Genomic DNA, 12,248 nt, shown 5'->3' with positions numbered 1-12,248 from the left:
GCGCAGATCCTGGCATGGCTGGCACCGTCATGTGTCCTTGGTGATGCTCGCCTTCGCCATGATGGCCGCGATCCAACATCGCGCTAATCCGCCACCGCCCAAAAAAACGAAACGTCGCCCCCCGGCAAAAGCCAAAGCATAACCACGCCGCCACTGATCCGTTGGTCAATCCAGGAAATCCGCCGCATTGCCATCAGACTTGCTCGAAAGCGTATTCAACCCGCACGCATCATCGCATGGTCTTTCTGGCGCAGAGCTCATCAGGCTGCCGCTCAACGCGCTCATGTCAAATCAAAAAGACAACTGTAATGCTAGGTGCAGCTATAGCGGTGCAGCCATGCCACGCGCCACGTTGGACGGCGCTGCAAGATCTTGCGGTCTGCACGATAGGGTTGCGAATTTCTTATGGCAGGACCGAAACTGCGCCAGGAATTGCGACCACGCCTTGACCGACGGAAGAGCCCGGCGAGATCGGCCTGCCGGAGCGCGTTGCGGCTTGCCGACTTATCTGAGGCGGGCAAACATGCTTGTGCTAGGCTCAACTGGGACACCAAAGCGTCTCGGTTTGACCCGTCACCGATTATGCCTATCTCAATTTGCTAGCGACCTGCCTTGCGCCCTGCGGCACGAGGTAGATGACGAGGAACAGCAGCACACCGAACACGGCGCCCGACATGCCCTTGGAGATGCTTTCCGCAATGTTCGGCACGAAGATGATGAAGGCGGCACCGACGATCGAGCCGGGCAACCAGCCGACGCCGCCGACGACCATGCCGAGGAACAGGGAGATCGCGAGCGTGATGGTGTAGCCGTCTGGCGCCACGAACTGCACCGCAATGGCGCCAAGGCCGCCGGCGACGCCGGTGATGGCGGCCGAGACGCCGAACGCCAGCGTCTTGTAGAGCGCGACGTCGACGCCCATGGCGGCGGCCGCGATCTCGTTGTCGCGGATCGCCATGAAGGCACGGCCCGAGCGAGAGCGCAGCAGGTTGACCGAAGCGACGTAAATCGCGATCGTGATCGCCAGTGAGAAGTAATACAGCCAAAGGTCTTGCGACATCGGCAGGCCGAATGGCGCGTCGGGCTTGGTGACGACCAGGCCCTGCACGCCGCCGGTCCAGCCCTCGAAATAGCCGAGCTTCAGCAGTTGCGGCAAGGCGGTCGCGAGCGCGAAAGTCGCGAGTGCGAGATAGACGCCCGAGAGTCGCAGCGCCGGCTGGCCGAACAGGAAGCCGAAGCCGAAACAGATGATGCCCGCGATCGGCAGGGTCAGCGCGTAGTTGACGTTGAAATGCTCCATCAGTACCGCGGTCGTATAGGCGCCGACGGCGTAGAAGGCGCTCTGGCCGAGCGAGAACTGGCCGGAGCCGCCGGTCAGGATGTTCAGCGCGAGCACCGCAAGCCCGTAGATCAGGAGCATCGTCATCTGGAAGATGATGAAGTTCTTGACGAAGACCGGCATGATGATCAGCGGCGAGCACCACCAGCGAGGTGCCGGTGCCCAGCGTCATGGCCCGCTTCGGAACGGCCTCGACCGCCTGGTGTCCCTCGGCAACGATTTCTTCTACGGCGCTCATGATCAAACTCGCTTGACGATGTGCCGGCCGAACAGGCCAGCGGGTTTGACGACCAGGACGGAGATGATCAGCGCGAGCGCGATCGGGAGCTTCAGCTCGTTGCCGACGCCGGGGATGTAGGTGCCGGCGAGGTTCTCGAAGACGCCGACCAGAAAGCCGCCGACCACGGCGCCGAACGGGCTGGTCAGTCCGCCCAGCACCGCCGCGGCGAAGCCGTAGATCAGCACGCCGCCCATCATGTTGGGCTCGAGGAACACGACGGGGGCGATCAGCATGCCGGCGATCGCGCCGATCGCGGTCGCCATGCCCCAGCCGAGCGCAATCATCCAGCTCGTGTTGATGCCGACGAGGCGAGCCGATTCAGGCACCGAAGCGGCCGCGCGCATGGCGAGACCGATCTTGGTGTACTGGAAGAAGAAGTAAAGGCCGAGCAGCAGCAGCACGGTGACGCCGATCATGCCGGCCTGGTGGGTCGATATCAGCTGGCTGCCGAGGAACGGCGAGGAGCCGAACGGAGTCGGATACTGCTTGATGGTGAAGTCCCAGATCAGGCCGGCCGACGAGTTGATGATCGCGAACAGCGCGATGAAGCCGGCGACGTTGGTCAGCACCGGCGCCTTCGTCAGCGGCTTGAACAGGATACGCTCGATCACGATACCGCCGACGAAAGAGAGCGCCAGCGCGATGACGAATGCGCCCCAATAGGGCACGCCCCATTGCATCAACTGCCAGGAGATGAAGGTCGAGAACATCGCCATCTCGCCCTGCGCGAAGTTGAGATGGTCGATCGCCTGGTAGATCATGACCACGGCGAGCGCCATGCAGGCGTAGATTGCACCGGTGGCAATGCCGGCCAGCACTTGGTTGGTAAACAGCTCCATCGTGCCGGCTCCTCAGTAACCCAGATAGGATTTGCGGATTTCTTCGTTGTTCGCGATGTCCTTGGCGTTGCCCGACATCACGATGCGTCCGGTCTCGATCACATAGGCCTGGTCGGCAAGCTCGAGCGCGAGCTGGGCGTTCTGCTCGACCACCAGGATCGACACCTTGTCCTCGCGGTTGATCTTGCCGAGGATGCCGAACAGGTCGCGCACCACCAGCGGCGCGAGACCGAAGGAGGGCTCGTCCAGCAGCATCAGCCGCGGCCGCAGCATCAGGGCGCGGGCGACCGCGAGCATCTGCTGCTCGCCGCCCGAGAGCGTGCCGGCCTGCTGGGTGTGGCGCTGCTTGAGCACCGGGAAATGCGCATACATGCGCTCGATGTCGGAGACGATGCCGGCGCTGTCCTTGCGGGTGATGGCACCGAGCTGCAGGTTCTCCTCCACCGTCATGGTGGTGAAGGTGCCGCGGCCCTGCGGCACATGAGCGATGCCGAAACGGACGATGTTCTCGGTCGAGCGGTTGTTCAGCGGCTTGCCGTCGAACTCGATGCCGCCGGTGGAGCGCACCATGTTGCAGATCGCGCGCAGCGTCGTGGTCTTGCCGGCGCCGTTGGCCCCGAGCAGCGTCGTCAGCGAGCCCTCGTTGAGCGAAAAGGACAGGCCATGGAGCGCCTGGACCTGGCCGTAATAGGCGCGCAGGTCCTTGACGTTGAGCAGCGTCGTCATTGGTCCTTGCTCCCGAGATAGGCCTTGATCACGTCGGGGTCCACCTGCACCTGGGCCGGCGTGCCTTCCGCAAGCTTCTTGCCGAAATTCAGCGCGACGACGTGGTCGGCGATCGACATCACGAGGCCCATGTGGTGCTCGACCAGCAGCACGGTCATGTGGCGCTCGTCGCGGATGCGGCGGATGAGGTCGCCGAGCACATGGACTTCCTCATGGTTGAGGCCGCCGGCGGGCTCGTCGAGCAGCAGGATCTTCGGATCGGCAGCGAGCGCCCGCGCCAGCTCGACGCGCTTCTGCGTGCCGAACGGCAGGCCGGACACCACGGTATGGGCGACATCCTCGAGGTCGAGATAGGCGAGGATCTCGTGCACCTTCTTGTTGACGCTGGTTTCGCTGCGGCGAATCCAGGCCAGCCGCAGCGAGTCGCTGATGATGTCACTGGAGGTGCGGGCGTGCATGCCGACGCGGACATTGTCCATCACCGACAAATTCGGAAACAGCGCCACGTTCTGGAAGGTGCGGCCGATGCCGATCTCGGCGATCCGGTGCGGCTGCCGCTTCAGGATGCTCACGCCTTCCATCAGGATGTCGCCGGACGAGGGCTGATAGAGCCGCGAGAGGCAGTTGAAGAGCGTGGTCTTGCCGGCGCCGTTGGGGCCGATCAATCCGAGGATCCGGCCCTTGTGCATGTCAAAGGACACGCCGTTGAGCGCGACGATGCCGCCGAACACGATGCTGACGTCGCGAATGAACAGGAGTGGAGGGTTTCTTTCCGACAGCATCGGCCTCAATCGCGCTCGGTCGATGGAATGAAGGGGCTCCAAATGTCGCTGAAGTTTAGCTGATACGGAGGGCTCGTCGATTTCATAGCGGCCTTAGTTCTCATTGAGGTATTCCGATTGTGTTCCCGCCCGAAAGTGCATTTAGCCTCTCAGTGATAGTGTCAAGGGGACGCGTCTCGTAGAAACTCGACAGCGCAACGCTTGGAGCATGGCTCTACCTACTTTGCCGATTTCTTACTGGAAATGTTTCTGACGCATTTGCGCAGGAGTTCACTGTGCTTTGATGGTACGGCTTATTGGTCCACTAGCTTGCTTCCGTTTTCCTCCGTGAACCGCGATTTCCCCGTAGAGGCTAGTTTCGGCTTACGGGCGCGATGGTGAGTTGAACGCTCGGACATGATGATCTCCGCTCGCTTCTGTTCCGCGCCCCCTGTCTTCAAACGGCGGGGTGAGCGGCGACCCGCTTGCCGATCAAAGTGCAACGGGTCGAGTTCGCGCTCGAGATGATTGAGGTCAACGCCATCCGGGCAAAGCCTGCCATCGCGGGGCTTTTGCCGCATAACGGTCCTCAGGTTTTCTTGCACAGCCCCTTGAACGTGTTCGACAGCGAATCTGGAAAGGCCTTGCCTCCTCCTCTCGCCCCTTTGAGGATCTCTCAACTTTTGCTCTTGAGGGAGTCAGGCGCTGACGCGGCGGGCTGCTGCGAAAATGACGGGGGTGCCATGATGGCCAAAGTGGCGGCATCGCTCAAGAGCCGGCGGGCACGAACGTTGGGCAGGCCGCATGAAGCGTGCATTCCCGCGGACACAGCACTGTCGCATCACAAAGGTTGTGCTGATGAGCAACTTGCAAGAGCGCTCAACGCATCGTTCTCCCGCCATCGTAGCTCGGAAATACGAAATCCTCTGCGACTTGCTTTTCTCGCTTCGCCGGGCTCGGTCTGAACAGCTTTTGCACGACGCTGCTCGCGAAGACTCTCTGAGTGAGATGCGTAAGTGAAATCCCGAACCAGGTTTTCGCATGCACTATCCGAATGAGGCGGGGACTCAACTGGTTCTGTGACGCTTCGACATAGGGGCGGACCAACTTTTCATAGGCGCCAAAGGCTTCAGTGTGGGTCTCGCATCGTCCGATCTCGCCGGCGAGCACATAGGCGCCAACCAAACCGAGAGCCGTACCTGCCCCCGTGAACGGTGTCGGACAGTGCGCCGCGTCGCCGATCAAGACGAACCGGCCTTTCGACCAGGTCAAGGCCTTTACCTGGCTCATCGGCCCAAAATAGAAGTCCTCGACCGTATCGAGCTGTGCGGTGATGCGATCGGCGATCGTGCCTCGGCCTTTGAGCGCCTGGAGCAGCAACCGCCGTCTCGCCGCGACATTGTCGCCCTCGATGTCGTGATTCTTCCGGAGAAAGGTCGTCAGGACGGTCGTCTCCGTCTCGTTCCCGGGTCGTAGGGTGATGAATGTGCCGCCCACGCCGTTGACCGAATAAGCCCAGTTGTCGTCCTCTGGGCGTCGAGGAACCTTGAAGAACGACATGTAGGCGCCGAGGTAGCGAAAGCGGGTTTCTTGGGCCAGGATCTTGGCTCTGGTTGCGGAGCCGGTGCCCTCGGCGCAGATCACCAGTTCGAAGTCTTCTACTGAGCCGTCGTCGAAGGTGACCGACATGCAAGCGCCGGTGTCTTCGAGGTCGGTGACGAACCTCCCGAAGCGATATTCGCAGTCGGCGTTCGTGGCTTCGAAGAGGACACGGGCGAAATCACCTCGCAGAATCTCAAAATCGCTCGTCAGCGTGCCGATGGCTCCCTTCGGAAAGGTGGCGATCAGATTGCCCGCGGCATCGAGATACTTCTGGCCCTGTTCCAGGGTGTCCTTGGCTTCGATCTCATCAACGAGGCCCATCATCTTGATGACCTGCTGCCCCGCACCCTTAATGTCGACGTTCTGACCGCCATCCCTGAGGGTCTGCGCCCTTTCCACGACGACGACGGCGTAGCCGTATTTGTGCAGCCAATAGGCGCATGCGGGGCCGGCAATGCCGGCCCCGCAGATCAGGATCTTCTTTCCGACTTTCATTCATCCTCACAAAAGGCGGTCCGGCCACTTCCGTGCGGAGACAGCATCGCGCCGGAGAGCGACCGAACTTAGGACCGTGTGGCGTTGTCCAGGGGGCACCGGTATCAAATCGGACCACGCACGTCAGGCCGCGTTGCGGGAGCCAACGATCGCTTTGGTTTCAGGAACTCGCCCAACGCGACCTCGCCCCATTCGCGTCCGTTGCCGGATTGCTTGTATCCACCAAACGGCGCCGCAAACTATCGGTCTGCGCCCATCAAGAATCGAACTGCGTCGTCGGTACTCCCGTCATCCTCGCTGTTGAAATATTTCTTTACGCGCCGCCTCTTTGGCTATTAGTTTCGATTCTCGTCGCGAATTTTTAGAACCACCTTACCCTTGGTCCGTCCGAGGGCGACGTAGGCAAAAGCCTCTCTGACTTGATCCATCGGGAACACGCGGTCGATCACCGGTTTAATTTTTCCTTTTTCAACGAGATCTGCGATTTCGGCCAGTTGCTTTCCTGAAGGCTCGAGAAAGACGAATGTGTAGTGCGTTCCGGTTTTCTTTGCGAGCTTGTTGATCTTCATTCCAAGCAAAGCGCAGATTCCGCGAAGTAAAATGTTTAGACCCGCACGCTTTGCAAAATCAAAATCCGGCGGGCCGACAAGTGAAAGAAGATGTCCGCCTTGTTTCAGTACCGAATAACCCCGAGCTGTGGGTTCGGCATCTACGGTGTGCAGGACGGCATCGTAACCACTCAGGACATCCTCGAATTTTTGCTTTTGATAATCGATAACGTGGTCAGCCCCGAGGCCGCGAACCCAGTCCACATTTTTTGTACTCGTTGTGGTTGCAACCTCTGCACCCAGGGCCTTGGCATATTGAATTGCAAATGACCCGATGCCACCACTACCAGCTTCGACGAGAATCTTCTGGTCCGGCTGTAATTGTGCAAAGGTAGTGAGGGCTTGATAGACGGTGAGCCCGACCGTAGGCAAAGAAGCGGCCTCTCCAAATGTCGAATTTGTGGGCTTGAGCGCGAGATCGCCTTCTCGCGCAACAACAAATTCTGCAAATGCTCCCATCTGAGATCCGCTGAAGCTGGAATAGACTTCGTCACCTTTCTTAAAACGAGAAACTTTAGAGCCCACGTCCAATACTTTCCCGGCGATGTCGGCTCCGAGGATCAATGGAAACTTGTATTTTAGAAAGGGCTTAAACACTCCTGTTCGGAGTTTCACATCAATTGGATTAATGCCTGCCGAATAGACCTCAATAAGGACCTCGTCGGCTTTCATTTTTGGCTTCGGCATGCTTTGAAGTTGCACAACATCTTCTTTGCCGTAATCCGTCATGACGACTGCTCGCATCGAACCTTCATTGGCTAATTCCATATTGGTCTTCCTTCTGTTCGTGGTTTTTGTTTCGTGTATCTCCGCCACTGCGGCCGAAGCCGCGATGATCATGCAGCAGGACGACAAAGCCCACCTCTGCGAGAGCAACGGCGAACGGCGCCAGCCCGTGCTGGATAGAGCCGCCGAAGCCGTGGGCCATCGTCATTGCCGGATGAGGCCCCTTCCTATCGGGCGCGAACGGCCAACCGTGAGGGGAAATGCCGCCCTCCGCCGGAATGAAGACATCGAGCTTGGTAGTCATGGAGCACCACTCGTGTCATAGAACTTGCGACATCGTTTGGGGCCCTCCCCCAAACTGGCGCCTTCTCTTTGATCTACTTCTGAAACTTCGAGATGTTTTCGCTCAGCCAGCCCGCGACAGACCGCGGTGCGCGGCCCGTCAAATTTTCAACCGTTGACGTCGTTTCAGCGAGCGCCGAATCGTGGAAAAGACGATCCAGTCCGACCAGCAAGTCAGCCACAAATTCATTCAGCCCCGAGGCGAGCAGTTTTTCGCGTTGCTCCGCGGCGCTCCGCTGCTGATATGTGACCGTCCGACCAAGGAGCCTCGATATTTCTTCAGCGATCTCAGCCATGCTCACCGCCCGTGGCCCGGTCAGGTGATAGGCGCGCTGAGCAGTCGGGTGTGCGTCGTCCAGAAGAGCAGCGCGCGCGACATCTGCAACGTCGCGCGTGTCGATCAAATTAACCAGTCCATCGCCCGCCGCGCCGCCCCATGAGTCATCGGCAACTTGAGCGCCGGCCCGTGCCAGGATATCGACGAAGGTTGATGGACGCAAAACCGTGTAGCCGATGTCGAGAGTCGCAAGATGCGCCTCGATTTGCATGTGCCAGTCCATCGGATGCAACCGAGAGGGCGGACCCATCGCGGACAATTTTACGATGTAACCGACGCCTGCGCCGACCGCTGCATCGATCATTGCAATCTCGTTGTCGACTTGCCGAGGTGAGGTGCCGTGGGCAAGAAAAAGCCGATCGGCGCGACGCAAGGCGTCCTCGAGACTAGACGGTACATCGAAGTCTACCACCGCAAGAGAAACACCGGAGGGCACGCGTTGTGCGTCTGGATTCCGGGTCAGCGCCACCAAATCAAGAGGTTCGGATGCCAGGCTTGCGAGGAGGGCTGAGCCAACTCGGCCTGTCGCGCCGGCAACGGCGATGCGGGGGCGACTGTCGTTGGTCCGGGAGGACTTGAGCATCGAGGATCCTGTGGGTATCTTGGAACGATCAGTTCAAGACTAGTTGGAACGATCGTTCCAACATGTCAAGCGAGAAGTCCATGAGCGGAAAGCCCCAATTCGATGACAATACGGTGATCAGGTCCGCGATGGAGGTCTTCTGGCGCCATGGCTACGCTGCATCGTCGATCGATCAACTGACGACGGCGATGGGTCTGTCACGCTCGAGCATGTACAAGCGGTTTCGAGACAAGGACGGCCTATTCCAGGAGGTTCTTTCGATTTACGCCCAACATGTCCTGAAGCGGATGAATGCGGTTCAAGCCGGTACGAAGCGCCAGCAGCTTGAATCTCTCTTTCACGAGTTCTTGCCCAGAGACGGCAAGACGGCGCGCCCCCCCGGCTGCATGCTCACTCGATCCTGCATGGAAATGGCCGATCTGCCACCCGCGAGTCAGGCGGTCGCGCGGGAGGGTGTCTCAGGCCAGCGCGCCATCATCAGCAAGATCTTGCGCGATGCGGTCGCCAGCGGAGAATTGGCCTCCGCGTCCGACATCGACGGTCTGTCATGGCACTTCCTCGGCGTGCTGCAGGCCATGATGAACTTGCCGCAGGCCGGCGCTACGTCGGGAGAGCTTCGCCGAGTTGTCGAACTTGCAATGCTGGCGTGGCCATCGGTGCCATCCGCTGCGGCACCTCAACGGTCCAGCAAACGGAGATCATCCAGCGCAAGGCCTGGGAAGAAATTACGGTGACAGTCCTGGACCGTCACCGTATTTCCGAAGCGGGGATGTCATCTTGGTGCAGTATCTGCTGCACTTTAACTTCTCTATTGAGAATTCATCTTGAAATAAAATCGGCGAAGCGCGGGTCGCCGACATAGGCGATGTTGACACGCATGCCAGGCCACGGCCGCGAATCGGGGATGAAGGTCGATCCGGGCGCCAGCAGGATGCTTTGCTCGGCGGCGCGGCGCGACAAATCCTTGTCGTCCGTGTCGCCCGGCAAGCTACACCACATGTAGAAGCCGCCCTGCGGCCGCCCGAAGACTGGCAGGCCGAGTTGCGCCAGAGTGTCGAACGCCTCGCCGGCCGCGGTCTCGATGCGTCGGATCAGCCGCTTGAGATGGCCGCGATAACGCCCGCTGGTGATCAAATCGTAGATGATCTGCTCGACATAGCCCGAGGAATTGCCCCTCGTGATCATCTTCAGGTCGACCAATGCGCCGATCGTGTCAGCATTGGCAGCCACGAAGCCTGATCGTAGGCTTGCCGACAACGTCTTCGCGAACGTGCCGACATAGATCACGCGCTCGAGCTGGTCGAGCGCGGCAAGGCGCGTACTGCCCGGCGGCATCACGTCCGCAAAGGGATCGCTATCGACCACGCGGATGTTGTGCTCGGCGGCGATCCGCATCACACGATAGGCGATCGGCAGTGTGACCGAACAGCCAGTCGGATTGTGGGCCAGCGACTGGGTAAAGAAGACTCGCGCGCCGGTGCGCGCTGCCTGGGCGGCGAGATCGTCCGGATCCGGACCGTCGGCGTTCCGCCGCACGGCGACAAGCTCTGCGCGCGCCAGCCGCAACTTCCCGAACAGCGGATAATAGCCGGGACTGTCGACCAGGACCGGATCGCCCGGAGCGATGAAATGGCGGACAATGATGTCGAGGGCGTCGTTGGCGCCCTGCGTCAGCAGAACTTGCGAAGGCTCGGCGTTGATCGAGCGCTCGGCCAGCATGCCGGCAATGCGCTCGCGCAATGGCAGCAGCCCGTAGGGGCTGCCATAGCTCTCCGGCAACACACGCTTGCCCGGCTGGCTGACCGGTCGCAGATAGCGCCCGACCTCGGAGCCCTCCATCCAGGCTGCGGGCGGCCGTCCGTCGCCGACGCGCACCTCATAGCGTTTCTCGAGCTGCTCGCGCAGCAACCAAACGTGATCGAACGTTTCGATTTTCGCCGCGTCCGGCTGCTCGGCTGTATTCGGGCGATGCAATGAGACATAGAAGCCGGAGCCAGGCCGGCTCTCGACGCGGCCGGTCGCCACCAGCCGCTCATAGGCCTCGACGATGGTGTTCTTTGAGGCCGCGAATGTCTCGGACGCGGTGCGGATCGACGGCAGACGCTCGCCGGGACGCAGATGGTTGCGGTCGAGCCGCGCCACGATGGCCGCGACAATGGTTTCGACGCGCGATCGCGCGCCGTTCGATTGCGTTTTTGGCCCAACTGTACCCATCGAACGGATGGTACGGGTCACGTCCAGATTATGCAAACCGTTCCTTGTCGGCACCGCTGTCTGGGTACAGTTTCCGCCGAAAGGCCCGACGGGCCGCAGGGAGGCGACATGACGGCTCGGCACGGTGCAAATCGCACATCGCGTATCAGTGGATTCCACCTCAAATCCCCGCATGCACGCCTCGACCAGGTCGCTTCGTTTGCTGAACTTGATCCGACTACCGTGGCGCATCTTGCGAACACCGGCAATCTTTCGCCCGAACTCGCCGACAGGATGATCGAGAACGTCATCGCCACGATGAACGTGCCGATCGGCATTGCCACCAACATGAAGATCGATGGCGAGGATGTCCTCGTCCCGATGGCGACCGAAGAATCCTCGGTGGTCGCCGCGGTCTGCAATGCCGGCCGCCAGACCTACGACTCCGGCTTTACGACCTCGGTCTGGGGTACGCTGATGATCGCGCAAGTGCAGGCCGTCGATGTGCCCGATCCGCACGCGGCCCGCCTGCGCCTTCTCGAAAAGCGGGACGAGATCAAGGCCATCTGCGATAGCTGCGATCCACTGCTGGTCAAGCTTGGCGGCGGCTGTCGCGACGTCGAGATTCGCGTTCTCGATACGCTCGGCGGCACCATGCTGATCACGCATCTGATCGTCGACACGCGCGACGCAATGGGCGCCAACGCCGTCAACACAATGGCGGAGAAGATTGCACCGCAGATCGCGGCCTGGAGCGGCGGTCGCGTGTTCCTGCGAATCCTGTCGAATCTGGCAGATCGGCGGCTGGCCCGCGCGCATGCGGTCTGGAAGCTGGAGGAGATCGGCGGCGCCTCGGTTCGCGACGGCATGCTCAGCGCCTACCATTTTGCCGAGGCCGATCCGTATCGCGCCGCTACCCACAACAAGGGCATTATGAATGGCATCAGCGCCGTCGTGCTGGCGACCGGCAACGATACCCGCGCGGTCGAGGCCGGCGCTCATGCCTTCGCTGCGCGGAGCGGGCGTTACACCAGTCTGACCCGCTACGAAATCAACAAGGATGGCGATCTCAGCGGGTCAATCGAATTGCCGCTGGCGGTCGGGCTGATTGGCGGCGCGACCAAGATCCATCCCACCGCGCAGGCCTGCCTGAAGATCCTCGGCGTCACGACAGCCGAGAGGCTGGCGCGAATCATCGCCGCCGTCGGTCTCGCCCAGAACTTCTCCGCCCTCAAGGCGCTGGCAACCGTTGGAGTTCAATCCGGACACATGGCGCTTCACGCTCAGAACGTGGCAATCATGGCCGGCGCGATCGGCAACGAGATCGACATGGTTGCGCGCGCGCTGGTCGAGAGCGGCACGGTCCGCATCGACGTGGCGCAGGCAGAACTCGCGAAAATCCGGACCTGACCGCCGT

Annotated in this window: 10 protein-coding genes and 2 pseudogenes; 3 read left to right on the top strand and 9 right to left on the bottom strand. The window is 60.8% G+C overall.

The window, feature by feature from the left end:
- Positions 1–142 (top strand): annotated as a pseudogene (locus IVA82_RS34020) (IS701 family transposase); the annotation flags it as partial.
- A gap of 444 nt (positions 143–586) precedes the next feature.
- Here the strand turns inward: IVA82_RS34020 and IVA82_RS34015 are convergent.
- The 8 genes and pseudogenes from IVA82_RS34015 to IVA82_RS33980 all read right to left on the bottom strand — a co-directional run bounded on the left by IVA82_RS34015 (position 587) and on the right by IVA82_RS33980 (position 8,638).
- A pseudogene (locus tag IVA82_RS34015) lies at positions 587–1,577 on the bottom strand (branched-chain amino acid ABC transporter permease).
- Positions 1,578–1,579: 2 nt separating this feature from the next.
- Complete coding sequence (locus IVA82_RS34010; RefSeq protein WP_247387033.1) at positions 1,580–2,458, bottom strand: branched-chain amino acid ABC transporter permease; 879 nt, start codon at positions 2,456–2,458, stop codon at positions 1,580–1,582.
- A gap of 12 nt (positions 2,459–2,470) precedes the next feature.
- Complete coding sequence (locus tag IVA82_RS34005) at positions 2,471–3,184, bottom strand: ABC transporter ATP-binding protein (protein WP_129268280.1); 714 nt, start codon at positions 3,182–3,184, stop codon at positions 2,471–2,473.
- Positions 3,181–3,966, bottom strand: a complete 786-nt coding sequence (locus IVA82_RS34000; protein ID WP_247387032.1) for an ABC transporter ATP-binding protein — start codon at positions 3,964–3,966, stop codon at positions 3,181–3,183. Before IVA82_RS34000 ends, IVA82_RS34005 begins: the two co-directional genes overlap by 4 nt.
- Before the next feature lie 858 nt (positions 3,967–4,824).
- Positions 4,825–6,042: an FAD-dependent monooxygenase gene (locus IVA82_RS33995; RefSeq protein WP_247387031.1), complete on the bottom strand. Its 1,218-nt coding sequence runs from the start codon at positions 6,040–6,042 to the stop codon at positions 4,825–4,827.
- Between the two features lie 335 nt (positions 6,043–6,377).
- Positions 6,378–7,418 carry an NADP-dependent oxidoreductase gene (locus IVA82_RS33990; RefSeq protein WP_247387030.1) on the bottom strand — a complete coding sequence of 347 codons (1,041 nt, stop codon included), beginning with the start codon at positions 7,416–7,418 and terminating at the stop codon, positions 6,378–6,380.
- Positions 7,402–7,680, bottom strand: coding sequence for an alpha/beta hydrolase (locus IVA82_RS33985; RefSeq protein WP_247387029.1), 279 nt, complete (start codon positions 7,678–7,680; stop codon positions 7,402–7,404). The genes IVA82_RS33990 and IVA82_RS33985 overlap by 17 nt, the downstream gene beginning before the upstream one ends.
- Positions 7,681–7,753: 73 nt before the next feature.
- Entirely contained in the window at positions 7,754–8,638 is an 885-nt protein-coding gene (locus IVA82_RS33980; RefSeq protein WP_247387028.1) for an SDR family oxidoreductase, read from the bottom strand.
- Positions 8,639–8,718: 80 nt separating this feature from the next.
- On the opposite strand from IVA82_RS33980, the gene IVA82_RS33975 reads away from it, so the two are divergent.
- On the top strand, positions 8,719–9,372 hold the full coding sequence (locus IVA82_RS33975; RefSeq protein ID WP_247387027.1) for a TetR/AcrR family transcriptional regulator: 654 nt from the start codon (positions 8,719–8,721) through the stop codon (positions 9,370–9,372).
- An 85-nt stretch (positions 9,373–9,457) separates the two neighbouring features.
- Here IVA82_RS33975 and IVA82_RS33970 read toward each other — a convergent pair whose 3' ends face one another.
- A complete protein-coding gene (locus tag IVA82_RS33970; RefSeq protein WP_247387026.1) occupies positions 9,458–10,873 on the bottom strand; it encodes a PLP-dependent aminotransferase family protein in 1,416 nt (471 codons plus the stop codon).
- Between the two features lie 87 nt (positions 10,874–10,960).
- On the opposite strand from IVA82_RS33970, the gene IVA82_RS33965 reads away from it, so the two are divergent.
- Positions 10,961–12,241, top strand: coding sequence for a hydroxymethylglutaryl-CoA reductase, degradative (locus IVA82_RS33965; protein WP_247387025.1), 1,281 nt, complete (start codon positions 10,961–10,963; stop codon positions 12,239–12,241).
- Positions 12,242–12,248 lie beyond the last annotated feature (7 nt).

This window comes from Bradyrhizobium sp. 142, from assembly GCF_023074015.1.
Taxonomy (GTDB): Bacteria; Pseudomonadota; Alphaproteobacteria; order Rhizobiales; family Xanthobacteraceae; genus Bradyrhizobium.
Note: the sequence above shows the minus strand (reverse complement) of the source record. Positions and strands in the feature narration are given on the sequence as shown.